We start from the raw sequence: 22442 nt of genomic DNA on the forward strand, positions 1-22442 counted from the left end.
GAAGTGACCATGGCTGAAACGGCCGAGAGCACGACCGCCGCGCCCGTCCGGGCGCGCGCGATCGCGCGGCACGTGCACATGTCGCCGACCAAGGTCCGGCGCGTCATCGCGCTGATCAAGGGTCGGCCGGTCCAGGACGCTCTCGACATCCTGCGGTTCTCGCCGCAGGCTGCCTGTGAGCCCCTGTACAAGGTGGTCGCCAGTGCGGCGGCCAACGCCCAGAACAACCTCGACCTGGACCCGGACACCCTCGTGGTGGCCGTGGCCATGGCCGACGAGGGCCCGACGCTCAAGCGCATCCGCCCGCGGGCCCAGGGCCGCGCGTACCGGATCCGCAAGCGCACGAGCCACATCACCGTCGAGGTCGAGTCGCAGCCCGCCAAGAACGGGCGCGGCGCTCGTGGTGCGAAGGGGAGGACCCGCTAATGGGTCAGAAGATCAACCCGCACGGCTTCCGCCTCGGTATCACCACCGACTGGAAGTCGCGCTGGTATGCCGACAAGCAGTACGCCGAGTACGTCAAGGAGGACGTCGAGATCCGCCGCATGCTCTCCAAGGGCATGGAGCGGGCCGGCATCTCCAAGGTCGAGATCGAGCGCACCCGGGACCGGGTCCGTGTCGACATCTTCACCGCGCGTCCGGGCATCGTCATCGGTCGCCGTGGCGCCGAGGCCGACCGCATCCGCGGCAACCTCGAGAAGCTGACCAAGAAGCAGGTCCAGCTCAACATCCTCGAGGTCAAGAACTCCGAGTCGGACGCACAGCTCGTCGCGCAGGGCGTCGCCGAGCAGCTGTCCAACCGCGTGGCGTTCCGTCGCGCGATGCGCAAGGCCATCCAGTCGGCCATGCGCTCCCCGCAGGTCAAGGGGATCCGGGTGCAGTGCTCGGGTCGCCTCGGCGGCGCGGAGATGTCGCGTTCGGAGTTCTACCGCGAGGGTCGCGTCCCGCTGCACACGCTGCGCGCCGACATCGACTACGGCCTGTTCGAGGCCCGCACCACCTTCGGGCGCATCGGCGTCAAGGTGTGGATCTACAAGGGTGACGTCGTCGGTGGCCGTCGCGAAGGTGCCCCGGCTGCGGCCGCGGCTCCCGGTGGCGACCGCGGCCCGCGTCGCGAGCGTCCGGCCCGCCGTCGTTCGGGTGCCTCGGGCACCACGGGCTCGGGCACCGAGGCCGGCCGTGCCGCCGCCGAGTCGTCGTCCGGTGGCACCGCCACCGCGACCGTCGACGCGCCGGCGCCCGATTCGGGTTCGGAGGCCTGATCATGCTGATTCCGCGCAGGGTCAAGCACCGCAAGCAGCACCGTCCGCACCGCACCGGTGCGGCCTCGGGCGGCACCCGCGTCACCTTCGGTGAGTACGGCATCCAGGCCCTCGAGCCCGCCTACGTCACCAACCGGCAGATCGAGTCCGCTCGTATCGCCATCAACCGGCACATCAAGCGTGGCGGCAAGGTCTGGATCAACATCTTCCCGGACCGCCCGCTCACCAAGAAGCCGGCCGAGACCCGCATGGGTTCCGGTAAGGGATCCCCCGAGAAGTGGGTGTCCAACGTCAAGCCCGGCCGGGTCCTGTTCGAGATGAGCTACCCGAACGAGCAGCTCGCCCGCGAGGCCCTGCGCCGCGCGATCCACAAGCTGCCCATGAAGTGCCGGATCGTGACCCGTGAGGGTGGTGACATCTGATGGCCGCGTCGACGACGACCGCAGCCGAGCTGCGTGAGCTCACCGACGAGGAGCTGGTGCTCCGCGTGCGGGAGGCCAAGGAGGAGCTGTTCAACCTCCGTTTCCAGATGGCCACCGGGCAGCTGGACAACAACCGGCGGTTGCGTACCGTCCGGCACGACATCGCGCGGATCTACACGATCATGCGCGAGCGCGAGCTGGGCCTGTCTGCCGCCCCGGACGAGAATGAGGGCGCGGCATGAGCGACACAGCGAAGACGCCGCCCACCGAGGTGGAGCGGAACGAGCGCAAGATCCGTGAGGGTCTCGTGGTCTCCGACAAGATGGCGAAGACGATCGTCGTCGTCGTCGAGGACCGCGTGAAGCACCGGATGTACGGCAAGGTCATCCGCCGGACGACGAAGATCAAGGCGCACGACGAGGCCAACACGGCCGGCGTCGGCGACCGCGTCCGGCTGATGGAGACCCGCCCGCTGTCGGCCACCAAGCGCTGGCGCCTGGTGGAGATCCTGGAGAAGGCGAAGTGATCCAGCAGGAGTCGCGACTGCGCGTCGCCGACAACACCGGTGCCAAGGAGATCCTGTGCATCCGGGTGCTGGGCGGTTCGGCCCGGCGCTACGCGGGCATCGGCGACACCATCGTCGCCACGGTGAAGGACGCGATGCCCGGGGCCGGGGTGAAGCGCGGTGACGTCGTCAAGGCGGTCATCGTCCGCACCGTCAAGGAGCGTCGCCGCCCGGATGGTTCCTACATCCGTTTCGACGAGAACGCCGCCGTGCTGATCAAGCCGGACGGCGAGCCGCGGGGGACCCGCATCTTCGGACCGGTCGGTCGCGAGCTGCGCGACAAGAAGTTCATGAAGATCATCTCCCTCGCGCCGGAGGTGCTGTAACCCATGAAGATCAAGAAGGGCGACACCGTCGTGGTGATCGCCGGCAAGGACAAGGGAGCGAAGGGGAAGGTCATCCAGGCCTACCCCGAGCGTGACCGCGTCCTGGTCGAGGGCGTGAACCGGATCAAGAAGCACACCCGGGTCAGCCAGAACCAGCGCGGCGCCCAGTCCGGCGGCATCGTCACGCAGGAGGCCGCCATCCACGTCTCGAACGTGATGGTCGTCGACTCCGACGGCAAGCCGACGCGCGTGGGCCGTCAGGTCACCCGCGACGAGGACGGCAAGCGGTCCAGCGTTCGGGTCTCCCGGAGCAACGGGAAGGAGATCTGACATGACCAGCACCGAAGAGAAGACGATCCCGCGGCTCAAGCAGCGCTACCGGGACGAGATCGCGGGTGAGCTGCGCGAGCAGTTCTCCTACGCGAACGTCATGCAGATCCCCGGCGTCGTGAAGGTCGTCGTCAACATGGGTGTCGGCGACGCCGCCCGCGACGCGAAGCTGATCGACGGCGCGATGCGCGACCTGGCCACCATCACCGGCCAGAAGCCGCAGATGCGCCGGGCCACCAAGTCGATCGCCCAGTTCAAGCTGCGCGAGGGCATGCCGATCGGCGCGAAGGTCACCCTGCGCAGCGACCGGATGTGGGAGTTCCTGGACCGGCTGCTGACGATCGCGCTGCCGCGTATCCGCGACTTCCGCGGCCTCTCGGCCACGCAGTTCGACGGCCGGGGCAACTACACCTTCGGCCTGAACGAGCAGTCGATGTTCCACGAGATCGACCCCGACTCGATCGACCGTCCGCGCGGCATGGACATCACGGTCGTCACCACGGCCACGACCGACGAGGAAGGCCGGGCGCTGCTGCGCAAGCTCGGCTTCCCGTTCAAGGAGGCGTGAGATGGCCAAGAAGGCCCTCCGGATCAAGGCCGCGGCCGTTCCGAAGTTCAAGGTCCGCGGTTACACCCGCTGCCAGAAGTGCGGACGGCCCCGCGCCGTGCTGCGCAAGTTCGGCCTCTGCCGGATCTGCGTCCGCGAGATGGCCCACGCCGGCGAGCTGCCGGGCGTGAGCAAGTCCTCCTGGTAGCCCCACCCTCCTCCAGATCGTCACAGGCCCCCGGGTGCGAGCCCGGGGGAACCAGGCGGGAAAGCAGTGACGTCACATGACGATGACCGATCCCATCGCGGACATGCTCACGCGTCTGCGCAACGCCAACTCGGCGTACCACGACCGCGTGGTCATGCCCCACTCCAAGCTCAAGGTGTCGATCGCCGAGATCCTCCAGCGTGAGGGCTACATCGCCTCGCACTCCGTCGAGGACGCCGAGGTCGGCAAGTCCCTGGTCATCGAGCTGAAGTACGGCCGCAACCGCGAGCGGAGCATCGCCGGCCTGCGCCGCGTCTCCAAGCCCGGTCTGCGCGTCTACGCCAAGTCCACGAACCTGCCGCGCGTGCTCGGCGGTCTGGGCGTGGCCATCATCTCCACGTCCGCCGGTCTCCAGACCGAGCGGCAAGCACACAAGAACGGCGTGGGCGGAGAAGTCCTCGCCTACGTCTGGTGAGGGGGTAACACCATGTCCCGAATCGGGAAGCTGCCCATCACCGTTCCGTCCGGTGTGGATGTCCAGATCGACGGTCGTACGGTGACGGTCAAGGGGCCCAAGGGCACCCTGACGCACACCGTCATCGAGCCGATCACGGTCGAGCGCGACGACACCGGTGCCGTGGTCGTCAAGCGGCCGGACGACGAGCGGCGCAGCAAGGCCTACCACGGCCTGTCGCGCACGCTGGTCAACAACCTCATGCTCGGCGTCACCACGGGCTACGAGAAGAAGCTCGAGATCGTCGGCGTCGGCTACCGCGTCGCCCTCAAGGCGGGCAACCTCGAGTTCGCGCTCGGGTTCAGCCACCCCGTGGTCGTCCAGCCGCCGGAGGGCATCACCTTCGTCGTCGAGACCCCGAACCGGTTCTCCGTCCAGGGGATCGACAAGCAGCTGGTCGGCGAGACCGCCGCCAACATCCGCAAGATCAGGAAGCCCGAGCCCTACAAGGGCAAGGGCGTGCGGTACGCGGGCGAGAACGTGCGCCGCAAGGTCGGGAAGACGGGTAAGTAATGGCCGAGACAATTTCCGCGGCGGCCAGGAAGCGGACCGCCTCCCAGGTGTCGGCCAAGCGCCGTACCGCCGTCACCCGCCGGCACGCCCGGCTCCGCAAGAAGGTCAGCGGCAGCCCGGAGCGTCCCCGGCTCGCGGTCAAGCGCAGCTCGCGGCACATCCTCGTGCAGCTGATCGACGACCTCGCAGGCCGCACGCTGGCCTCGGCGTCGACGATGGAGGCCGACGTCCGCGCGCTCGACGGCGACAAGAAGGCCCGTGCGGCCAAGGTCGGCGAGCTCGTGGCCACCCGGGCCCGCGAGGCCGGCGTCACTGCCGTCGTGTTCGACCACGGTGGTTTCGGCTACCACGGCCGGATCGCCGCGCTGGCCGACGCCGCGCGCGAGGGTGGTCTGGAGTTCTGATGCACACGAACAACATGGAAGGAAACCACTGATGCCGGGACGTGCACGGCGCGACGGCGGAGGGCCCGGTGGGTCCGGAGGGCCCAACAGCGGGCCCGGTGGCGAGCGCAACAACTCCGGCGGCGGCCGTGACCGCCGCGACGGGGGCGGCCGGGGCGGAGCCCAGGACAAGACCCCGTACATCGAGCGGCTGGTCACGATCAACCGTGTCGCCAAGGTCGTCAAGGGTGGTCGGCGCTTCAGCTTCACCGCGCTGATGATCGTCGGCGACGGCGACGGCCTGGTGGGCGTCGGCTACGGCAAGGCCAAGGAGGTGCCCGCGGCGATCGCCAAGGGTGTGGAGGAGGCGAAGAAGAACTTCTTCCGCGTCCCCCGCATCGGCGGCACGATCGTCCACCGGGTGCAGGGCGAGGCCGCTGCCGGCGTCGTCCTCCTCCGCCCGGCCAGCCCCGGTACCGGCGTCATCGCCGGTGGTCCGGTGCGTGCCGTGCTGGAGTGCGCCGGGATCCACGACATCCTCTCCAAGAGCCTGGGCTCCGACAACGCGATCAACGTCGTGCACGCCACGATCGCCGCGCTGCGGATGATCCAGCGTCCCGAGGAGGTGGCGGCCCGCCGTGGCCTGCCGCTCGAGGACGTCGCCCCGGCCCAGATGATGCGTGCGCGTGCGGAAGCCGCACAGGCGGCGAGGGTCTGATGTCGAAGCTGATCATCACCCAGCGCAAGAGCGTCATCGGCGCCAAGGCCAACCAGCGCGCCACGATGCTCTCGCTCGGGCTGCGCAAGATCCGCCAGACGGTGGAGAAGGACGACACCCCGCAGATCCGGGGCATGGTCCACACCGTCCGGCACCTCGTGACGGTTGAGGAGGTGAACTCGTGAGCGAGTCCACCATCAAGATCCACCACCTGCGCCCCGCGCCGGGTGCGAAGACCGCGAAGACCCGCGTCGGACGCGGTGAGGGCGGCAAGGGCGGCAAGACCGCCGGCCGCGGCACCAAGGGCACGCGCGCCCGCAAGGGCGTGCCCGCGGGCTTTGAGGGCGGGCAGATGCCGCTGCACATGCGGCTGCCCAAGCTGAAGGGGTTCAAGAACCGCTTCCGCGTGGAGTTCCAGGTCGTGAACGTCGGCGACCTGGCCACCCTGTTCCCGCAGGGTGGCACCGTCGGTCCCGACGAGCTCGTCGAGGCCGGTGCGGTCCGCCGCAACCAGCCCGTCAAGGTGCTGGGCAACGGTGACCTCGACGGCGTCAAGCTCACCGTGAGTGCTCACGCGTTCTCGGGCAGCGCCCGCGACAAGATCGCGGCCGCGGGCGGGTCCGTCACCGAGCTGTGACACCCGTTCGGTGCGGACCGGGGCCCTACCGGCTCCGGTCCGCGCCGTGGGGGCGGTACAGCCGCTGTTAGGGTTCTGCGCGGGTCGGCCGGGTGCCGCCGCGGCAGCCCGCGACGCGGGGGCCACCAGTACAGGAGGATCACACCAGTGCTCAGCGCTTTCCGGTCGGCACTGACCACGCCGGATCTCCGGAAGAAGATCCTCTTCACGCTCGGGATCGTCGCGGTCTACCGGCTCGGTGCCACCATCCCGTCGCCGGGTGTCTCGTACCCGGCCGTGCAGCAGTGCATCGCCGACGTCTCCGGCGGGGCGAACGCCAGCGTCTACTCGCTGATCAACCTGTTCTCCGGCGGGGCGTTGCTCCAGCTGTCGATCTTCGCGCTCGGCATCATGCCGTACATCACGTCGAGCATCATCGTGCAGCTGCTCACCGTGGTCATCCCGCGGTTCGAGCAGCTGAAGAAGGAAGGGCAGTCGGGTCAGGCCAAGCTGACCCAGTACACCCGCTACCTGACGATCGCGCTCGGCGTCCTGCAGGCCACCGGCATCGTCGCGCTGGCCGACCGCGGGCAGCTGTTCCAGGGCTGCACCCAGGACATCATCCCGGGCAACAGCGTCTTCGACCTCGCCCTGATCGTCGTCGTGATGACCGCGGGCACCGCCGTCGTCATGTGGCTGGGCGAGCAGGTCACCGAGCGCGGCGTCGGCAACGGCATGTCGCTGCTGATCTTCGCCTCGATCGCCGCGCGGATCCCGGCCGAGGGCGCCAACATCCTCAACAACCCCGAGGGCGGCCCGCTGATCTTCGCCGGGGTCTGCGTCTTCGGTCTGGCCATCATCGCGAGCGTGGTGTTCGTCGAGCAGGGCCAGCGCCGGATCCCGGTGCAGTACGCGAAGCGGATGGTCGGTCGCCGGATGTACGGCGGCACGTCCACGTACCTGCCGCTCAAGGTCAACCAGGCCGGCGTCATCCCCGTCATCTTCGGCTCGTCGCTGCTGTACCTGCCGCAGCTGATCTCGCAGCTGGCCGGGAGCGTCGACGGCGGGTTCCAGCAGTTCGTGCAGACCTATCTGGTCGATCAGTCCAACCCGGTGCACATCCTGCTGTACGTCGCACTGATCATCTTCTTCACGTACTTCTACGTCGGCATCACGTTCAACCCCGACGAGCGGGCCGACGAGATGAAGAAGTTCGGCGGCTTCATCCCCGGCATCCGCCCGGGCCGGCCCACCGCCGAGTACCTGAACTACGTGCTCTCGCGCATCACGCTGCCCGGATCGCTCTACCTCGGCCTGATCGCGGTGCTCCCGAACTTCTTCCTGGGGATCACCGGATCGGGTCAGAACCAGAACTTCCCGTTCGGCGGCACGGCTGTTCTGATCATGGTCGGCGTGGGTCTCGACACCGTGAAGCAGATCGAGAGCCAGCTCATGCAGCGCAACTACGAGGGATTCCTGCGCTAACGTCGCATCGACAAGCTGTAGAACAACAGGGGAAGGCGGGCTCGCGTGCGACTCGTTCTGGTGGGGCCGCCGGGTGCGGGCAAGGGAACTCAGGCTGAGCGGATGGCGGAGCGGCTCGACGTGCCGCACATCTCGACCGGCGACCTGTTCCGGGCCAACCTCAAGGAGGAGACCCCCCTGGGGGTCGAGGCCAAGCGCTACATGGACGCGGGTGACCTGGTCCCCGACGAGGTCACGGTCGCGATGGTCCGCGAGCGCCTCACCGAGCCCGACGCCGCGAAGGGCTTCATCCTCGACGGCTTCCCGCGCACGGCCCCGCAGGCCGAGTCGCTGGCCGGGCTGCTGAGCGAGCAGGGCCTCGAGCTCGACGCGGTCGTCGAGTTCGACGTCGCCGACGAGGTCGTCGTGCAGCGGCTGCTCGGGCGCGGGCGCAGCGACGACACCGAGGACGTCATCCGTCGCCGCCAGCAGGTCTACCGCGACGACACCGCCCCGCTGCTCGAGTACTACGCCGACCGCCTGGTCAGCGTCGACGCCGTCGGTACCGTCGAGGAGATCACCGACCGGGTGTTCGACGCCCTGCCCCGGCCGTGAGCCGGGGGCGCGGAGGGGTCCGCGGCCTGGTGGCCCGGCTGCGTGGCCGGGACATCGAGCTGAAGACGCCGGGCGAGCTGGAGGCGATGCGGGCCGCGGGCGCGCTCGTCGCCCGCACGCTCGCGGCCGTCGTCGACCTGGCCAAGCCGGGCGTCAGCACCGGTGAGCTCGACGCGCTGGCCGAGCAGACCATCCGCGACGGCGGCGCCGTGCCCTCGTTCCTCGGCTACCACGGGTTCCCGGCGTCGATCTGCGCCTCGGTGAACGAGCAGATCGTGCACGGCATCCCGTCCACGGCCACGCTCCTCGCCGACGGCGACCTGATCTCCGTCGACTGCGGCGCGATCCTGGACGGCTGGCACGGCGACGCCGCGGTCACGATCCCGATCGGTGCGGTCAGCGAGGCCGACCGGAAGCTGTCGGCGGCGTGCGAGGCCGCGCTGCACGCCGGGATCGCCGCCGTCGTGCCCGGCGGGCGGCTCTCCGACATCTCCCACGCCGTGCAGACGGCCTGCGAGGAGGCCGGGCGCCGCGACGGCGTCGAGTACGGGATCGTCGCCGAGTACGGCGGCCACGGCATCGGCACCGCCATGCACATGGACCCGTTCCTGCCCAACCACGGCGACCCCGGACAGGGGCCGCGGCTGCGTGCCGGCATGGCGCTGGCGGTGGAGCCGATGCTCACCGGCGGCGACCCGGAGACCCTCGAGCTGCCCGACGGCTGGACGGTCGTCACCGCCGACGGGAGCCGCGCCGTGCACTGGGAGCACAGTGTCGCCGTCACCGAGGACGGGCCCCGGATCCTCACCCTGCCCGGATCCTGAATCGGTCGAGCACACCGTCGTGACCCAACACTGATCACACGGCGGGTCCGCTCGCCGGGGTGCTGGGCTAGGTTCCGGCAATGACAGCAGCAGACGGGGGCGCCACCGTAGGGGTGCCCCGCGAGTCCGGAGCGGGGGAGCGCCGGGTCGCGCTGGTCCCCAAGGTCGTGGAGAAGCTCGTCGGGAAGGGCGTGCGGGTCGTCGTCGAGTCCGGGGCCGGGCTCGGGGCGCTGATCCCCGACGACGTGTACGTCGCCGCGGGCGCCACCATCGGCGACCCGTGGACGGCCGACGTCGTGGCGAAGGTCGCGCCGCCGACCACCGAGGAGATCGGCAGGCTCCGCCGGGGTGCCACGCTCATCGGCTTCCTCGCCCCGCGCACCGCACCCGAGTCGCTCGCCGCCCTCAAGGAGGCCGGTGTGGTGGCCTACGCGATGGAGGCGATCCCGCGCATCTCCCGCGCCCAGTCGATGGACGCGCTGTCCTCGCAGGGCAACGTGGCCGGCTACAAGGCCGTGCTGCTCGCGGCGGAGCGCTCGACGCGCTTCTTCCCGATGCTCACGACCGCGGCGGGCACCGTGAAGCCGGCCCAGGCGCTCGTGCTGGGCGTCGGCGTGGCGGGACTGCAGGCGCTGGCCACCGCCAAGCGCCTCGGCGCCCGCACCACCGGGTACGACGTGCGGCCCGAGGTGGCCGACCAGGTGCGGTCCCTGGGCGCGCAGTGGCTCGACCTGGGCATCGAGGCGGTCGGCGAGGGCGGCTACGCCCGCGAGCTCACCGAGGAGGAGCGCGCCGAGCAGCAGACGCGGCTGGAGGAGGCCATCACCGGCTTCGACATCGTGATCACCACCGCGAACGTGCCGGGCCGCACGGCGCCGACCCTGGTCACCGCGAAGGCCGTGGAGGGCATGCGCCCGGGCAGCGTCGTCGTCGACATGGCGGGCGAGAGCGGCGGCAACTGCGAGCTCACCGAGCCCGGCGAGGTCGTCGTCAAGCACGACGTCACGATCGCCGCGCCGCTCAACCTGCCGGCGACGATGCCCGAGCACGCCTCGGAGCTCTACGCGCGCAACGTCTCGTCGCTGCTCGAGCTGATGCTCGACGACGAGGGCCGGCTCGCGCCCGACTACGACGACGAGGTGCTCGCGAAGTCCTGCGTCACCCGGGAGGAGACCTCATGACCGGCGCGGTCCTGGCCGCCGAGGCCGCCGAGGCGGGCTCCACGGGCCTGCTCGCGAACATCGCGATCCTGGTGCTGGCCGGCTTCGTCGGCTTCGCGGTGATCTCGAAGGTGCCCAACACGCTGCACACGCCGCTGATGTCGGGCACCAACGCCATCCACGGCATCGTCCTGCTGGGCGGGCTCATCGTGCTGGGCCGCCTGGAGAACCCCTCCGTCGGCGACGCGATCATCCTGGTCGTCGCCATCGCCTTCGGCATGATCAACGTGATCGGCGGCTTCCTGGTCACCGACCGGATGCTCGGCATGTTCAAGGCCAAGCCCGCGCAGAAGAAGGGCGACTCCTGATGGACGTGCTGGTCCCGATCCTCTACATCCTCGCGTTCGGCCTGTTCATCTACGGCCTGATGGGCCTGACCGGGCCGAAGACGGCGGTGCGCGGCAACAAGATCGCCGCGGTCGGCATGACGATCGCGGTGGTGGCCACGCTGCTCACCGTCACCCACAACTGGATCCTGATCATCGTCGGGCTCGTGGTCGGCACGGCGCTGGGGGTGCCCTCGGCGCAGAAGGTGCAGATGACCGCCATCCCGCAGATGGTGGCCCTGTTCAACGGCGTCGGCGGTGGCGCGGTCGCGCTGATCGCGTGGTCGGAGTTCCGCACCACCGACTCGTTCTCCGGTGAGCCCGCCTACGTGATCGTGGCGTCGCTGTTCGCCGCCATCATCGGCTCGGTGTCGTTCTGGGGCTCGATCGTCGCCTACGGCAAGCTGCAGGAGATCCTCCCCGGCCGCCCGATCGGCCTGGGCCGGGCGCAGCAGTTCGTCAACGTCGCGCTGCTGGCCGGGGCGATCGCGTGCGCGGTCGTGGCCGGGCTCGGCGGGGCGGCCGAGATCTGGATCATCGGCCTGCTCGTGGTGGCCGCGGTGCTCGGCGTGCTGGTCGTGCTGCCGATCGGCGGCGCCGACATGCCCGTGGTCATCTCGCTGCTCAACGCGCTCACCGGCCTGTCGGCCGCGGCCGCGGGCCTCGCGCTCGACAACACCGCGATGATCGTCGCGGGCATGATCGTCGGGGCGTCCGGCTCGATCCTGACCAACCAGATGGCCGTGGCGATGAACCGCACGATCCCCGCGATCGTCGCGGGCGGGTTCGGCGGCACCACCCTGGTGCCGGGCGCCGACGACGGCGTCGACCGCACCGTGAAGTCGACGTCCGCGGCCGACGCCGCGGTGCAGATGGCCTACGCGTCGTCGGTCATCGTGGTGCCCGGGTACGGGCTGGCCGTGGCCCAGGCCCAGCACACCGTCAAGGACATGGCGAAGCTGCTGGAGGCCAAGGGTGTGGAGGTCAAGTACGCCATCCACCCCGTGGCCGGGCGCATGCCCGGCCACATGAACGTCCTGCTCGCCGAGGCCGACGTCCCCTACGACGCGCTCAAGGAGATGGACGACATCAACGACGAGTTCTCCCGCACCGACGTCACGCTGGTGATCGGGGCGAACGACGTCACCAACCCGGCGGCCCGCACCGACCCGTCGAGCCCGATCTACGGGATGCCGATCCTCAACGTCGACCAGAGCCACTCGGTGATCGTGCTCAAGCGCTCGATGGGCAGCGGCTTCGCGGGCATCGAGAACCCGCTGTTCTACGCCGACAACACCTCGATGCTCTTCGGCGACGCCAAGAAGTCCGTCGCCGAGGTCACCGAGGAGCTCAAGGCGCTGTAGCGGGAGGCGGGTACGGCCGCCCGGGCGGCGGCCGTACTCGCCGCCCGTCGACGACAGTGGGCGACCGGCTACGGTGCCCGTCATGATCGATCTGGGCCGCGTGTCGGCGCTCTACCGGACCCACGCCGCCGACCTGGCCCGGGTGGTGGCCGACCAGCGGCGGTTCCGGGAGTCGACGCCGTCGATGACCCCGCAGCTCGACGACCTGGAAGCCGAGATCACCTACCTGCTGCTGCGCGACGCCCGCCCGGCGCACGTGATGGAGCTGGGCACCTTCCACGGCTGGTCGACGAGCTGGATCCTGCAGGCGTTGCGCGACAACGGGTCCGGGCACCTGCACTCGTTCGACCGCATCGACAACGTGCGGCACACCGTGCCGCGGGAGCTGACCGGCGACCGGTGGACGTTCGTGCACGGCGACGTGCGCAGGCGCCTGTCGGACGTGCCCCGCGACACGGGTTACCTGTTCGTCGACGCCGCGCACACGGCGGCGTTCGCACGCTGGTTCCTCGCCGACCTGTTCCCGCTCGTGCCGTCCGGGATCCCGGTGAGCGTGCACGACGTGCACCACGGCCGGTTCGTGCTGCCGTTCACCGAGGGCGCGGTGCTGCTGCGGTGGATGCGCGAGCGCGGCGTCGAGGGCTTCACGGCGTCGCGGCGGCGGGCACCCGGCGTGTACGCACGCCTGATGGCCCTGCGCGAGGAGCTCGGCCTGGCCGGCGCCCGCGGCACCACCCGCAACCCGATGCTGTGGTTCACGATGCCGGGCTGACCGGGGTGACCGGGGTGACCGGGGTGTCCAGCGGGTGGGCGATCTCGTCGCGGTACAGGCGCCAGCCCAGGATCGCCGCGACCGCCAGTAACACCGGGATCGCGCCGGCGAGCACGAACGTCAGCGGCAGGCCCAGTGCGTCGCCGACGGGACCGGCCAGCGCCATCGACACCGGCATCAGGGCGAGCGAGACGAAGAAGTCCAGGCTCGACACCCGCCCCAGCATGTGCGGCGGCACCCGGCGCTGCAGCAGCGTGCCCCAGATGACCTGGGCCCAGGAGTGCGCGACGCCCACCGCGACCGCGGCGACCACCATCAGCCAGAGGCGGTCGGTGAGCCCCATGACCGCGAGCGGGAGCGATCCCGGGCCCCACAGCAGGATCATCAGGGTCAGGTAGCGGCGGGGCAGGCGCACGGCCGACGCCCCGAACGAGCCGAGCACGCCGCCGATGCCGTAGCCGGCCAGCACGAGGGCGTACCCCTGCGGCCCGGCGCCGGTCTGGTCGCGCACCGCGAAGGGCACCAGCACCTCGATCGGCCCGATGACGACCAGCACGAGCAGGGTCGCGAAGACCAGCGTGGCGAAGAACCACCCCGTGCGCAGGAAGTAGCCGACGGCCTCGCGCAGGTCGCCCAGCACGGAGCTGCGTTCCGCGGCCGCGGTGACCGGCGCGACCCGCATCACGAGCAGCGGCAGCAGGGCGAGGACGTAGACCGCGGTGGCGGCGGCGAGCGCGGCACCGGGTGCGATCGCCGCGACCAGTGCACCGGCCGCGGCCGGGCCCAGCGCCTGCAGGGCGACCGGGCGCAGCATCCCCTCGACGCCGTTGGCCGCGAGCAGCTCCTCGGCCGGGAGCATGGTGGGCAGCAGCGCGGAGTAGGCGGGGAAGAAGAACGCCTCGGCCGCCCCGACGGCGAACGCGATCACCGTGAGCTGCCACAGCCGCAGCCCCCCGGTCAGCGACAGGACGGTGACCAGGCCGACCGCCCCGATCCGCAGCACCTCGACGCCGATCAGCAGGGCCCGGCGCGGCAGCCGGTCCGCGGCCACCCCGCCCAGCAGCACGCTGACCAGCAGCCCCGCCGACAGCCCGGTCATCACCAGCGACAGCTCCGACGGCCCGCCGCCCAGCGCGATGACCTGGAAGACCAGCGCCACCGTCCACATGCCGCTGGCGAACAGCGACACGCCCATCGACGCGACGAGCAGCCGGTAGTCGCGGTGGCGGAACGGGCGCAGCGGACGGGGCAGGGTACGGACCACGCGTACCCCGGGCTGCTCGATGCTCACGCCGCCCAGCTCACCCGTCGCCCGGGGGGACGGTCAAGGCGATTGCGGGGCGCCTTGTACCCCATGCGCGAGGGGTCCGGCAAGGGTCGTACACTGGAGTTTCGGCGCGCCCCTGCGCCGGTTCCGTCGCGTGCCTGAGAGGGCCTCACGGTCCCGGGTCGGCGGCGCTCCTGCACGACCATCCACAGTACGCACACCTGTCACGGATCGCGGAGGACATGGCCAAGAAGGACGGGGCGATCGAAGTCGAGGGCCGGGTCGTCGAGCCCCTGCCGAACGCGATGTTCCGCGTGGAGCTGGAGAACGGACACCGGGTCCTCGCCCACATCAGCGGCAAGATGCGGCAGCACTACATCCGGATCCTCCCCGAGGACCGGGTCGTCGTGGAGCTGTCTCCCTACGACCTCACCCGCGGCCGCATCGTCTACCGATACAAGTGACCGACAACTGAGAGAGCGACGGACGTGAAGGTCCAGCCGAGCGTCAAGAAGATCTGCGACAAGTGCAAGGTGATCCGCCGTCACGGGCGGGTCATGGTGATCTGCGAGAACCTGCGCCACAAGCAGCGTCAGGGCTGATCACCGCACCGTAGATCGACGCACCAGAAGAGGAACTCGACGCACCTGCCGCGCCACACGGGCGCAACCACCCCCGGAACCAGGCCGGGGCCCGGGACTCAGCGGCTCCGGGACGGGCGTCGGGCAGACCTGGCACACAGCATCGACAGGAGAAACCGCCGCATGGCACGTCTTTCCGGCGTCGACCTCCCCCGCGACAAGCGGATGGAGATCGCGCTCACCTACATCTACGGGATCGGTCGCACCCGCTCCCTGGAGATCCTCGCCGCCACGGAGATCGACCGCGACCTGCGCTCGAAGGACCTGACCGACGAGGACCTCGCCAAGCTCCGCGCGTACATCGAGGAGAACCTGCGGGTCGAGGGTGACCTGCGCCGCGAGGTGCAGGCCGACATCCGCCGCAAGATCGAGATCGGCTGCTACCAGGGGATCCGGCACCGCCGCGGCCTGCCCGTGCGCGGCCAGCGCACCAAGACCAACGCCCGCGGCCGCAAGGGACCGAAGAAGACGGTCGCCGGCAAGAAGAAGGCAGGTAAGAAGTAATGCCGCCCCGCACTCGCCAGCAGGCCGGACCCAAGAAGGTCCGCCGCAAGGAGAAGAAGAACGTCGCGCACGGGCACGCGCACATCAAGAGCACCTTCAACAACACCATCGTGTCGATCACCGACCCGACCGGTGCCGTGATCGCGTGGGCCTCCGCGGGCCACGTCGGTTTCAAGGGCTCGCGCAAGTCCACGCCGTTCGCCGCCCAGATGGCCGCCGAGAGCTGCGCCCGCAAGGCCGCCGAGCACGGCATGAAGAAGGTCGACGTGTTCGTGAAGGGCCCCGGGTCCGGCCGCGAGACCGCGATCCGTTCCCTGCAGGCCGCCGGCCTCGAGGTCGGCACGATCTCCGACGTGACCCCGCAGCCGCACAACGGCTGCCGCCCGCCCAAGCGGCGCCGGGTCTAGGGGAGGTAGGACAGACATGGCTCGCTACACCGGACCCATGACGCGCAAGTCGCGTCGCCTCAAGGTCGACCTCGTCGGGGGAGACCAGGCATTCGAGCGTCGCCCCTACCCGCCCGGCCAGCACGGCCGGATCCGGATCAAGGAGACCGAGTACCTCCTGCAGATGCAGGAGAAGCAGAAGGCCCGCTTCGCGTACGGCGTGCTGGAGAAGCAGTTCCGCCGCTACTACGAGGAGGCCAACCGTCGCCAGGGCAAGACCGGTGACAACCTGCTGCAGATCCTCGAGACGCGTCTGGACAACGTCGTGTACCGCGCGGGCCTGGCCCGCACCCGGCGCATGGCCCGCCAGCTCGTGAACCACGGTCACTTCCTGGTCAACGGCCAGAAGGTCGACATCCCGAGCTTCCGCGTCTCCCAGTACGACGTGATCGACGTCAAGCCGAAGTCGGTCAACACGGACCCGTTCATCATCGCCAAGGAGCTCCTCGGCGACCGTCCGGTTCCGGCATGGCTGCAGGTCGTCCCCTCGAACCTGCGCATCCTGGTCCACCAGTTGCCCGAGCGTGCGCAGATCGACACGCAGGTCACCGAGCAGCTGATCGTCGAGCTCTACTCCAAGTAGCGGCTCGACACCCCCGGTCCCGCAGGGAGGGGCCGGGGGCTCACTGCGGCATCAAATAGCGGTTGCCGCAGGCCTGAAGGAGGCCCATTCCCATGCTGATCTCTCAGCGCCCCACCCTGGCCGAGGACTCGGTCGTCGACACCCGCTCCCGGTTCGTCATCGAGCCGCTGGAGCCCGGTTTCGGCTACACGCTGGGCAACTCGCTCCGGCGCACGCTGCTGTCGTCCATCCCGGGCGCGGCGGTCACCAGCATCCGCATCGACGGCGTGCTCCACGAGTTCACCACCGTCCCGGGGGTGAAGGAGGACGTCACCGACATCATCCTGAACCTCAAGGAGCTGGTGGTCTCCTCCGAGGAGGACGAGCCGGTCACGATGTACCTGCGCAAGCAGGGCCCCGGCCCGGTCACGGCGGGCGACATCGTCCCGCCCGCCGGCGTCACCGTGCACAACCCGGACCTGCACATCGCCACGCTCAACGACAAGGGCCGCCTCGAGGTGGAGCTCGTCGTCGAGCGGGGTCGCGGCTACGTCCCGGCCATGCAGAACAAGGCCACCGGCGCCGAGATCGGCCGCATCCCGGTCGACTCGATCTACTCGCCGGTCCTCAAGGTGACCTACAAGGTCGAGGCCACCCGTGTCGAGCAGCGCACCGACTTCGACAAGCTGGTGCTCGACGTCGAGACGAAGCCCTCGATCACCCCCCGCGACGCGCTGGCCTCGGCCGGCAAGACGCTCGTCGAGCTGTTCGGGCTCGCCCGCGAGCTCAACGTCGACGCCGAGGGCATCGAGATCGGCCCGTCGCCGCAGGAGGCCGACACCATCGCGGCCTTCGCGATGCCGATCGAGGAGCTCGACCTCACGGTCCGCTCCTACAACTGCCTCAAGCGCGAGGGCATCCACACCGTGGGTGAGCTCGTCGGGCGCAGCGAGGCGGACCTGCTCGACATCCGCAACTTCGGGGCGAAGTCGATCGACGAGGTCAAGATGAAGCTCGTCGGCCTCGGGCTCGCGCTCAAGGACAGCCCGCCCGGATTCGACCCGTCGGCCGCGGCCGCCGAGTACGGCTCCGACACCTACGACGCCGACCAGCCGTTCGGCGACGACGGCCAGGACTACGCAGAAACGGAGCAGCTGTAGCCATGCCTCAGCCCACCAAGGGGGCCCGCCTGGGCGGGTCACCCGCGCACCAGCGGCTGATCCTGGCCAACCTCGCGACCTCGCTGTTCGAGCACGGCCGGATCACGACGACCGAGGCCAAGGCGCGCAAGCTGCGTCCGTACGCCGAGCGTCTGATCACCAAGGCCAAGGTGAACGACCTGCACAACCGTCGCGAGATCCAGAAGGTCATCCGCGACAAGACCGTCGTGCACCGCCTGCTCGCCGACATCGGACCGTTCTTCGCCGACCGGCCCGGTGGCTACACGCGGATCACCAAGACGCTGCCGCGCAAGGGCGACAACGCCCCCATGGCCGTGATCGAGCTGGTCTCGCAGAAGACGGTCACCGACGAGGCCAACCGCGCCCGCCGCGCGGCGGCGTCGCAGGCGGCCACCACCTCGGCCGCCGAGGCGGCCGAGGAGGCGTCGGAGAAGGCTCTCGAGGCCGCGGCCGAGGCGCCCGAGGGCAGCGAGACCCAGGAGAAGGCGCTCGACGCGGCCGAGGCCGCCGAGGACGCCGCCGACTCCGCCGACGCGCCGTACGGCGAGGGCAGCCACGCCCCGCTGGACGACCCGCAGGAGGCGCCGGAGGGCTTCGAGATCAAGGGCAACGCCGACTCGATGCTCTACCACGTCCCCGGCTCGCGGTTCTACGACAACACCGTGGCCGAGGTCTGGTTCGCCAGCGCCGAGGCCGCGGAGGCCGCCGGGTTCTCGCTCCCTGCCTCACAGCAGGACAAGGACGAGTCCTGAGCGACCCGCACCACCCCACCGAGCCCGTCGTCCCCCCGGACGGCGGGCTCGGTCGCTTCCGCCTGGACCTGGCCTACGACGGCACCGACTTCTCGGGGTGGGCGATGCAGCCCGGCCTGCGCACGGTGTGCGGGGTCCTCGTCGACGCGCTGTCGACGGTGCTGCGCGAGCCCGTCGCGCTCACGGTGGCCGGGCGCACGGACGCGGGGGTGCACGCCACCGGGCAGGTGGCGCACGCCGACCTGTCCCCGACGCTGGACACGGCGTGGCTGGTGCGCCGACTGGCCCGGCTGCTGCCCCCCGACGTCCGGGTCCGGGCGGTGAGCCCCGTACCACCGGCGTTCGACGCCCGGTTCTCCGCGCTGCGCAGGCACTACCGCTACCGGGTGGCCACCGCGGTGCACGGGGCCGACCCGCTGCGGGCCCGCGACACGCTGTCCTGGCCCTTCCCGCTCGACGTCGACGCCGTGAACGCCGCGTCGGCCGGGCTGCTGGGCGAGCACGACTTCGCCGCGTTCTGCAAGCGGCGCGACGGCGCCACCACGGTGCGGGCGCTGCAGGAGCTGCGCTGGACCGTCGACGACGACGGCGTGGCCACCGCCGGCGTGTCCGCCGACGCCTTCTGCCACTCGATGGTGCGCAGCCTGGTGGGCGCCCTGCTCGACGTCGGCCGCGGGCGGCGCCCGGTGGGGTGGCCCGCCGCGCTGCTCACCCGCACCGAGCGGGCGAGCGAGGTGCCGGTGGCCCCCGCGCACGGCCTGAGCCTGGTGGGCGTCGACTACCCCGCCGACGCCGATCTCGCGGCGCGCGCCGAGCGGACCCGGCGGGTCCGGGTGCCGGGGGAGGCCGGTCCTTGATCGCCGCGGTGATCGGCCGGAGCATGGGCGGATGAACCCGATGCTCGACGTCGCCGTCGAGGAGGCCCGGGCCGGTCTGGCCGAGGGCGGCATCCCGATCGGCGCGGCCCTGTTCGCGAGCGACGGCGCGCTGCTCGGGCGCGGCCACAACCGCCGCGTCCAGGACGGCGACCCGTCGCTGCACGCCGAGACCGCGGCGTTCCGGGCCGCGGGGCGCCGGCGCGACTACCGGTCGACGATCATGGTGACGACGCTGTCCCCGTGCTGGTACTGCTCGGGCCTGGTGCGCCAGTTCGGGATCGGGGCGGTGCTCGTCGGCGAGGCGCGGACGTTCCACGGCGGGCACGACTGGCTCGCCGAGCACGGCGTCACGGTCACCGTCCTGGACGACGAGCGGTGCGTCGGGCTGATGGAGGAGTTCGTCGCGGCCCGTCCCGACCTGTGGTTCGAGGACATCGGCGAGGTCCGGTGAGTTCTCCCGAACGCCCACGGGCGGGGGCGCCGCGGGGTTAGCGTCCCGAGGTGCGTACGAGCGCGGAGTCCGGCGGAGCGACGCGGGCACCCGCCACCCGCGACCAGGTAGACGCCTACCGGTTCGGGCTGCGCCGGCTGGAGGCCGCGCTGGTCCGCGGCGACCCGGTGCCGCTGCACGAGCAGCTGCGGTCGCAGCGGCGGGCCGCGATCGCCGGGGCGCTGGTCGGGATGCTGGCGCTGGGCGGGGTCGCGATCTGGGCGCAGGTGGCGCCGCGGCCGGACTGGACGCGGCAGGCCGTCGTCGTCGGGTCCGGGTCGGGTGCGATGTACGTGGTGGCGCACGAGCCCGACCGGCTGGTGCCCGTCGCCAACCTCCCCGCGGGGCGGCTGGTGCTCGCGGCGCTGCGCGCGGGCGGGGCGAGCGCGGCCGACCCGGCGACGGCCGTCCCGGTCCTGGTCGCCGACGCCGACCTCGACGCCGCCCCGCGCACCCCCACCGCCGCCGTCGCCGGTGCCACGGCGGTGCGCCTGGGCGGTGCGGTGATCGCGCCGCGCTGGGCGGTCTGCGACACCGCCGATCCCGAGTCCGGTCGCGGTGCGCTGCGCACGACCGTCGTCGGCGGAGCGGAACCGGTGGCCCCCTCGGGCGGCGCCGTGCTGCTCGCCGTCCGCGGTGGCGACACCTGGCTGGTCACCGGCGGCCGGCGGCACCGCGTCGACCTGGCCGACCGCGCCGTCGTCAGCACCATGGGGCTCGGCGGACGGGAGCCGCGCCCGGCGTCGGCGGCGCTGCTCAACGCACTGCCGGAGGGGCCGCCGCTGCGCACCCCGCGCATCCCCGGCGCGGGCGCCGCGAACGGCCCCGGACGGGTGGGCGACGTCCTGGTCGGCCGCCCGGCGGGCGAGGGCCCGCCGACCCACCACGTGCTGCTCTCCGGCGGCGCACAGCAGGTCGGCCCGGCCGTGGCGCAGACACTGCGGGCCGCCGGCTCCCGGACGCGGGAGGTCGGGCCGGAGGAGCTGGCCGGGCTGCCGCCCGTCGAGGAGCTGGACGTCGAGGGCTGGCCGGAGACGGTGGGCCCGCTGCGCGAGGCCGGGGACGCGCCCGTCGTGTGCGGCGTGTGGTCCGCGGCCGACGGCGGTGCGCTGCTGGTCGGGTCGGCGCTGCCGGTCCCGGCGGGTGCCGCGGGGGTCGACCTGGTGCAGGCCGACGGGGCCGGGGAACGCGCCGACGCCGTCGTGCTCTCCCCGGCCGGGGGCGGGGCGGTGCGGGCCACCGCGCCGGGCCGGGCCGACGGGGCCGGGCCGCTGTGGCTGGTGGCGGCCTCCGGCGTCGCCTACGGGGTGGCCGACGAGCCCACGGCGCAGGCCCTCGGCGTCACCGCGGCCGAGCCCGCCCCGGAGTGGGCGCTGCGGCTGCTGCCCGTCGGCGGCACGCTGGACCTGGCCGCGGCCCGCGAGACGGTCGACGTCCTGCCCGGCTGAGGGACCGTCAGCCGTGGGCCGGGCGGCGGCGCAGGCCCACCGCCGTGGCCGCCGCGACGGCGAGCAGCCCGCCCAGCACGGCGAGGTCGACGGGCGGGAGCGGGGCCGGCGGGTCGCCCACCGGGTCGGTGCCGGCGAGCGTCGCGGTCGGGGCCTGCGCGGGGCCGTCGGTCACCTCCAGCACCGCGGGCTCGGCCGTGAGCGCGGCGACCGGGTCGATCACGCCGAGGCCGAGCGCGGCGTCACGGCCGCCCGCCGGGCGCCGGGCCGTCGCCAGGATCCGGTCGACGACCTGTGCCGCGGTCAGCTCGGGGAACCGCTCCCGCACCAGCGCGGCCAGCCCGGCCACCAGCGGCGCGGCGAAGCTGGTGCCCGCCACCGGGTCGGCGGTCACGCCGCCGTCTACGGCGAGCGAGCGCATCCCGGTACCGGGGGCCGCGAGGTCGACCCACCGCCCGCCGACGGTGAACGGGGCGGCGGCGTCGTCGGGGCCGGTGGCGCCGACGGCGACCAGCTCGTCGTACCAGCCGGGCAGCGACACCTGCGCGCCCGCGTCGGCGCCCGGCTCGGCGCAGAGCCCGACCCCCGCGTTGCCCGCCGCGGCCACCACCACGACCCCGGCGTCCTCGGCGTAGCGGAGCGCGGCGTGCAGCTCGGCGCCCTCGACCGCCGCCCGGTCCGGGGGCAGGCACACCGCCTCGGAGACGTTGACGACGTCGGCGCCGGAGCGCACGGCCAGCACCACCGCCTCGGCCAGGGTGGCGACGTCGCCCGCCGGGCGCTGCCGCCCGTCGGCGGCCGGGACCGTGTACGAGGGGCTGGACTGCCGGATCGACAGGACCTCGGCGCCCGGCGCGATCCCGACCACCTCGTCGTCGGCGGACGGGGACGCGGCGAGCAGCCCGGCCACCGCGGTGCCGTGGCCGTCGCAGTCGTCGAGGCCGTCGCCGCCGGTGAGGTAGTCGCCGCCGCCGCGCAGCCGGTCGCCCAGCCGCGGGTGCGGGGCCACCCCGGTGTCGATGACGGCGATGAGCGTGCCCGCCCCGGTGGCGATGCGGTGGGCGGCCGCCAGCTGCAGCCGCCGCGCGGGCGCCGGGTCGGTCGACGCCGGCGGCCCGGACGCGGGCGGCGTGCAGGACCGTGGCGACCGGAGCCCGGGTGCGGGCCCCGGGGGCCGGCCCGCGGGGGCCGCGACGGTGACCGGCGGCGGGTCGCCGGGGTCGGGTGGCGGGTCGGCCGCCGGGACCGGGACGAGCAGCAGCGCTGCGAGCAGCACCGCCCCGC

The 22442-nt window shown here is 71.9% G+C and carries 34 protein-coding genes; 32 read left to right on the forward strand and 2 right to left on the reverse strand.

The window, feature by feature from the left end; all coding sequences use genetic code 11:
* The first annotated feature begins 9 nt into the window (after nt 1-9).
* The 22 genes from rplV (at nt 10) to PHY01_RS13060 (ending at nt 12989) form a co-directional block, all read left to right on the forward strand.
* Entirely contained in the window at nt 10-426 is a 417-nt protein-coding gene (gene rplV, locus PHY01_RS12955) for a 50S ribosomal protein L22 (RefSeq protein WP_141278860.1), read from the forward strand.
* Nucleotides 426-1262 carry a 30S ribosomal protein S3 gene (gene rpsC, locus PHY01_RS12960; protein WP_141278861.1) on the forward strand — a complete coding sequence of 279 codons (837 nt, stop codon included), beginning with the start codon at nt 426-428 and terminating at the stop codon, nt 1260-1262. Before rplV ends, rpsC begins: the two co-directional genes overlap by 1 nt.
* A gap of 2 nt (nt 1263-1264) precedes the next feature.
* The gene (rplP, locus tag PHY01_RS12965; protein ID WP_141278862.1) at nt 1265-1684 is read left to right on the forward strand and encodes a 50S ribosomal protein L16; all 420 of its coding nucleotides are present in this window, start codon (nt 1265-1267) and stop codon (nt 1682-1684) included.
* A complete protein-coding gene (gene rpmC / locus PHY01_RS12970; protein ID WP_141278863.1) occupies nt 1684-1926 on the forward strand; it encodes a 50S ribosomal protein L29 in 243 nt (80 codons plus the stop codon). Before rplP ends, rpmC begins: the two co-directional genes overlap by 1 nt.
* On the forward strand, nt 1923-2210 hold the full coding sequence (gene rpsQ, locus PHY01_RS12975) for a 30S ribosomal protein S17 (protein WP_141278864.1): 288 nt from the start codon (nt 1923-1925) through the stop codon (nt 2208-2210). Before rpmC ends, rpsQ begins: the two co-directional genes overlap by 4 nt.
* A complete protein-coding gene (gene rplN, locus PHY01_RS12980) occupies nt 2207-2575 on the forward strand; it encodes a 50S ribosomal protein L14 (protein WP_141278865.1) in 369 nt (122 codons plus the stop codon). The genes rpsQ and rplN overlap by 4 nt, the downstream gene beginning before the upstream one ends.
* A gap of 3 nt (nt 2576-2578) precedes the next feature.
* Nucleotides 2579-2905 (forward strand): 50S ribosomal protein L24, encoded by a 327-nt coding sequence (gene rplX / locus PHY01_RS12985; protein ID WP_141278866.1) that lies wholly within the window; start codon nt 2579-2581, stop codon nt 2903-2905.
* A gap of 1 nt (nt 2906) precedes the next feature.
* Nucleotides 2907-3473 carry a 50S ribosomal protein L5 gene (rplE, locus tag PHY01_RS12990; RefSeq protein ID WP_141278867.1) on the forward strand — a complete coding sequence of 189 codons (567 nt, stop codon included), beginning with the start codon at nt 2907-2909 and terminating at the stop codon, nt 3471-3473.
* Between the two features lies 1 nt (nt 3474).
* The gene (locus PHY01_RS12995) at nt 3475-3660 is read left to right on the forward strand and encodes a type Z 30S ribosomal protein S14 (protein ID WP_141278868.1); all 186 of its coding nucleotides are present in this window, start codon (nt 3475-3477) and stop codon (nt 3658-3660) included.
* A 76-nt stretch (nt 3661-3736) separates the two neighbouring features.
* Entirely contained in the window at nt 3737-4135 is a 399-nt protein-coding gene (gene rpsH / locus PHY01_RS13000; RefSeq protein WP_141278869.1) for a 30S ribosomal protein S8, read from the forward strand.
* Between the two features lie 12 nt (nt 4136-4147).
* Nucleotides 4148-4687, forward strand: coding sequence for a 50S ribosomal protein L6 (rplF, locus tag PHY01_RS13005; protein ID WP_141278870.1), 540 nt, complete (start codon nt 4148-4150; stop codon nt 4685-4687).
* On the forward strand, nt 4687-5091 hold the full coding sequence (gene rplR, locus PHY01_RS13010; protein ID WP_141278871.1) for a 50S ribosomal protein L18: 405 nt from the start codon (nt 4687-4689) through the stop codon (nt 5089-5091). Before rplF ends, rplR begins: the two co-directional genes overlap by 1 nt.
* A 31-nt stretch (nt 5092-5122) precedes the next feature.
* Nucleotides 5123-5788: a 30S ribosomal protein S5 gene (rpsE, locus tag PHY01_RS13015; protein WP_141278872.1), complete on the forward strand. Its 666-nt coding sequence runs from the start codon at nt 5123-5125 to the stop codon at nt 5786-5788.
* Nucleotides 5788-5973 carry a 50S ribosomal protein L30 gene (gene rpmD / locus PHY01_RS13020; protein ID WP_141278873.1) on the forward strand — a complete coding sequence of 62 codons (186 nt, stop codon included), beginning with the start codon at nt 5788-5790 and terminating at the stop codon, nt 5971-5973. Before rpsE ends, rpmD begins: the two co-directional genes overlap by 1 nt.
* Nucleotides 5970-6425 carry a 50S ribosomal protein L15 gene (gene rplO / locus PHY01_RS13025; protein WP_141278875.1) on the forward strand — a complete coding sequence of 152 codons (456 nt, stop codon included), beginning with the start codon at nt 5970-5972 and terminating at the stop codon, nt 6423-6425. Before rpmD ends, rplO begins: the two co-directional genes overlap by 4 nt.
* Before the next feature lie 147 nt (nt 6426-6572).
* Nucleotides 6573-7889 carry a preprotein translocase subunit SecY gene (gene secY / locus PHY01_RS13030; RefSeq protein WP_141278876.1) on the forward strand — a complete coding sequence of 439 codons (1317 nt, stop codon included), beginning with the start codon at nt 6573-6575 and terminating at the stop codon, nt 7887-7889.
* A 45-nt stretch (nt 7890-7934) separates the two neighbouring features.
* Nucleotides 7935-8483 carry an adenylate kinase gene (locus PHY01_RS13035; RefSeq protein ID WP_141278878.1) on the forward strand — a complete coding sequence of 183 codons (549 nt, stop codon included), beginning with the start codon at nt 7935-7937 and terminating at the stop codon, nt 8481-8483.
* A gap of 29 nt (nt 8484-8512) precedes the next feature.
* Nucleotides 8513-9307: a type I methionyl aminopeptidase gene (map, locus tag PHY01_RS13040; RefSeq protein ID WP_281283629.1), complete on the forward strand. Its 795-nt coding sequence runs from the start codon at nt 8513-8515 to the stop codon at nt 9305-9307.
* Nucleotides 9308-9387: 80 nt separating this feature from the next.
* The gene (locus PHY01_RS13045) at nt 9388-10488 is read left to right on the forward strand and encodes a Re/Si-specific NAD(P)(+) transhydrogenase subunit alpha (RefSeq protein WP_141278880.1); all 1101 of its coding nucleotides are present in this window, start codon (nt 9388-9390) and stop codon (nt 10486-10488) included.
* Nucleotides 10485-10835 carry an NAD(P) transhydrogenase subunit alpha part 2 gene (locus tag PHY01_RS13050; RefSeq protein ID WP_141278882.1) on the forward strand — a complete coding sequence of 117 codons (351 nt, stop codon included), beginning with the start codon at nt 10485-10487 and terminating at the stop codon, nt 10833-10835. The genes PHY01_RS13045 and PHY01_RS13050 overlap by 4 nt, the downstream gene beginning before the upstream one ends.
* Nucleotides 10835-12217 (forward strand): NAD(P)(+) transhydrogenase (Re/Si-specific) subunit beta, encoded by a 1383-nt coding sequence (locus PHY01_RS13055; protein ID WP_141278883.1) that lies wholly within the window; start codon nt 10835-10837, stop codon nt 12215-12217. Before PHY01_RS13050 ends, PHY01_RS13055 begins: the two co-directional genes overlap by 1 nt.
* Before the next feature lie 82 nt (nt 12218-12299).
* Nucleotides 12300-12989: a class I SAM-dependent methyltransferase gene (locus tag PHY01_RS13060; RefSeq protein ID WP_141278885.1), complete on the forward strand. Its 690-nt coding sequence runs from the start codon at nt 12300-12302 to the stop codon at nt 12987-12989.
* Here the strand turns inward: PHY01_RS13060 and PHY01_RS13065 are convergent.
* Nucleotides 12973-14280 carry an MFS transporter gene (locus PHY01_RS13065; RefSeq protein WP_246085870.1) on the reverse strand — a complete coding sequence of 436 codons (1308 nt, stop codon included), beginning with the start codon at nt 14278-14280 and terminating at the stop codon, nt 12973-12975. The genes PHY01_RS13060 and PHY01_RS13065 overlap by 17 nt on opposite strands.
* A gap of 218 nt (nt 14281-14498) precedes the next feature.
* Between PHY01_RS13065 and infA the strand changes: the two genes are divergently transcribed.
* The 10 genes from infA (at nt 14499) to eccB (ending at nt 21158) form a co-directional block, all read left to right on the forward strand.
* A complete protein-coding gene (gene infA, locus PHY01_RS13070; protein WP_028929190.1) occupies nt 14499-14720 on the forward strand; it encodes a translation initiation factor IF-1 in 222 nt (73 codons plus the stop codon).
* 24 nt (nt 14721-14744) lie between these two features.
* A complete protein-coding gene (gene rpmJ / locus PHY01_RS13075; RefSeq protein ID WP_010148647.1) occupies nt 14745-14858 on the forward strand; it encodes a 50S ribosomal protein L36 in 114 nt (37 codons plus the stop codon).
* Nucleotides 14859-15020: 162 nt separating this feature from the next.
* Entirely contained in the window at nt 15021-15401 is a 381-nt protein-coding gene (gene rpsM, locus PHY01_RS13080) for a 30S ribosomal protein S13 (RefSeq protein ID WP_141278889.1), read from the forward strand.
* Nucleotides 15401-15808, forward strand: coding sequence for a 30S ribosomal protein S11 (gene rpsK, locus PHY01_RS13085; RefSeq protein ID WP_141278890.1), 408 nt, complete (start codon nt 15401-15403; stop codon nt 15806-15808). The genes rpsM and rpsK overlap by 1 nt, the downstream gene beginning before the upstream one ends.
* A 16-nt stretch (nt 15809-15824) precedes the next feature.
* On the forward strand, nt 15825-16430 hold the full coding sequence (rpsD, locus tag PHY01_RS13090) for a 30S ribosomal protein S4 (protein WP_141278892.1): 606 nt from the start codon (nt 15825-15827) through the stop codon (nt 16428-16430).
* Between the two features lie 92 nt (nt 16431-16522).
* Nucleotides 16523-17569, forward strand: a complete 1047-nt coding sequence (locus PHY01_RS13095; RefSeq protein ID WP_141278894.1) for a DNA-directed RNA polymerase subunit alpha — start codon at nt 16523-16525, stop codon at nt 17567-17569.
* A 2-nt stretch (nt 17570-17571) separates the two neighbouring features.
* Nucleotides 17572-18342: a 50S ribosomal protein L17, sunset domain variant gene (gene rplQ, locus PHY01_RS13100; protein WP_141278895.1), complete on the forward strand. Its 771-nt coding sequence runs from the start codon at nt 17572-17574 to the stop codon at nt 18340-18342.
* Nucleotides 18339-19199, forward strand: coding sequence for a tRNA pseudouridine(38-40) synthase TruA (truA, locus tag PHY01_RS13105; protein WP_370467344.1), 861 nt, complete (start codon nt 18339-18341; stop codon nt 19197-19199). Before rplQ ends, truA begins: the two co-directional genes overlap by 4 nt.
* Nucleotides 19200-19239: 40 nt before the next feature.
* The gene (locus tag PHY01_RS13110) at nt 19240-19671 is read left to right on the forward strand and encodes a nucleoside deaminase (protein WP_170183800.1); all 432 of its coding nucleotides are present in this window, start codon (nt 19240-19242) and stop codon (nt 19669-19671) included.
* 50 nt (nt 19672-19721) lie between these two features.
* Nucleotides 19722-21158: a type VII secretion protein EccB gene (eccB, locus tag PHY01_RS13115; protein ID WP_141278901.1), complete on the forward strand. Its 1437-nt coding sequence runs from the start codon at nt 19722-19724 to the stop codon at nt 21156-21158.
* A gap of 7 nt (nt 21159-21165) precedes the next feature.
* Here eccB and mycP read toward each other — a convergent pair whose 3' ends face one another.
* Complete coding sequence (mycP, locus tag PHY01_RS13120) at nt 21166-22434, reverse strand: type VII secretion-associated serine protease mycosin (RefSeq protein WP_246085872.1); 1269 nt, start codon at nt 22432-22434, stop codon at nt 21166-21168.
* Nucleotides 22435-22442: the final 8 nt, after the last annotated feature.

It is taken from the genome of Pseudonocardia hydrocarbonoxydans, assembly GCF_006539565.1.
Classification (GTDB): Bacteria; Actinomycetota; Actinomycetes; order Mycobacteriales; family Pseudonocardiaceae; genus Pseudonocardia; species Pseudonocardia hydrocarbonoxydans.

What these genes read in the sequence shown, in the direction of transcription:
- PHY01_RS13050 (WP_141278882.1), top strand. Translation starts at nt 10,485, where the DNA reads ATGACCGGCGCGGTCCTGGCCGCCGAGGCCGCCGAGGCGGGCTCCACG.
- PHY01_RS13060 (WP_141278885.1), top strand. Translation starts at nt 12,300, where the DNA reads ATGATCGATCTGGGCCGCGTGTCGGCGCTCTACCGGACCCACGCCGCC.
- PHY01_RS13095 (WP_141278894.1), top strand. Translation starts at nt 16,523, where the DNA reads ATGCTGATCTCTCAGCGCCCCACCCTGGCCGAGGACTCGGTCGTCGAC.
- rpsH (WP_141278869.1), top strand. Translation starts at nt 3,737, where the DNA reads ATGACGATGACCGATCCCATCGCGGACATGCTCACGCGTCTGCGCAAC.
- PHY01_RS13055 (WP_141278883.1), top strand. Translation starts at nt 10,835, where the DNA reads ATGGACGTGCTGGTCCCGATCCTCTACATCCTCGCGTTCGGCCTGTTC.
- infA (WP_028929190.1), top strand. Translation starts at nt 14,499, where the DNA reads ATGGCCAAGAAGGACGGGGCGATCGAAGTCGAGGGCCGGGTCGTCGAG.
- PHY01_RS13110 (WP_170183800.1), top strand. Translation starts at nt 19,240, where the DNA reads ATGCTCGACGTCGCCGTCGAGGAGGCCCGGGCCGGTCTGGCCGAGGGC.
- PHY01_RS13045 (WP_141278880.1), top strand. Translation starts at nt 9,388, where the DNA reads ATGACAGCAGCAGACGGGGGCGCCACCGTAGGGGTGCCCCGCGAGTCC.
- PHY01_RS12995 (WP_141278868.1), top strand. Translation starts at nt 3,475, where the DNA reads ATGGCCAAGAAGGCCCTCCGGATCAAGGCCGCGGCCGTTCCGAAGTTC.
- rplX (WP_141278866.1), top strand. Translation starts at nt 2,579, where the DNA reads ATGAAGATCAAGAAGGGCGACACCGTCGTGGTGATCGCCGGCAAGGAC.
- rplF (WP_141278870.1), top strand. Translation starts at nt 4,148, where the DNA reads ATGTCCCGAATCGGGAAGCTGCCCATCACCGTTCCGTCCGGTGTGGAT.
- rplV (WP_141278860.1), top strand. Translation starts at nt 10, where the DNA reads ATGGCTGAAACGGCCGAGAGCACGACCGCCGCGCCCGTCCGGGCGCGC.
- rplP (WP_141278862.1), top strand. Translation starts at nt 1,265, where the DNA reads ATGCTGATTCCGCGCAGGGTCAAGCACCGCAAGCAGCACCGTCCGCAC.
- rpsD (WP_141278892.1), top strand. Translation starts at nt 15,825, where the DNA reads ATGGCTCGCTACACCGGACCCATGACGCGCAAGTCGCGTCGCCTCAAG.
- rpmC (WP_141278863.1), top strand. Translation starts at nt 1,684, where the DNA reads ATGGCCGCGTCGACGACGACCGCAGCCGAGCTGCGTGAGCTCACCGAC.
- rpsM (WP_141278889.1), top strand. Translation starts at nt 15,021, where the DNA reads ATGGCACGTCTTTCCGGCGTCGACCTCCCCCGCGACAAGCGGATGGAG.
- rplR (WP_141278871.1), top strand. Translation starts at nt 4,687, where the DNA reads ATGGCCGAGACAATTTCCGCGGCGGCCAGGAAGCGGACCGCCTCCCAG.
- rpsK (WP_141278890.1), top strand. Translation starts at nt 15,401, where the DNA reads ATGCCGCCCCGCACTCGCCAGCAGGCCGGACCCAAGAAGGTCCGCCGC.
- rpsC (WP_141278861.1), top strand. Translation starts at nt 426, where the DNA reads ATGGGTCAGAAGATCAACCCGCACGGCTTCCGCCTCGGTATCACCACC.
- rplE (WP_141278867.1), top strand. Translation starts at nt 2,907, where the DNA reads ATGACCAGCACCGAAGAGAAGACGATCCCGCGGCTCAAGCAGCGCTAC.
- rpmD (WP_141278873.1), top strand. Translation starts at nt 5,788, where the DNA reads ATGTCGAAGCTGATCATCACCCAGCGCAAGAGCGTCATCGGCGCCAAG.
- rpsE (WP_141278872.1), top strand. Translation starts at nt 5,123, where the DNA reads ATGCCGGGACGTGCACGGCGCGACGGCGGAGGGCCCGGTGGGTCCGGA.
- rplQ (WP_141278895.1), top strand. Translation starts at nt 17,572, where the DNA reads ATGCCTCAGCCCACCAAGGGGGCCCGCCTGGGCGGGTCACCCGCGCAC.
- rpsQ (WP_141278864.1), top strand. Translation starts at nt 1,923, where the DNA reads ATGAGCGACACAGCGAAGACGCCGCCCACCGAGGTGGAGCGGAACGAG.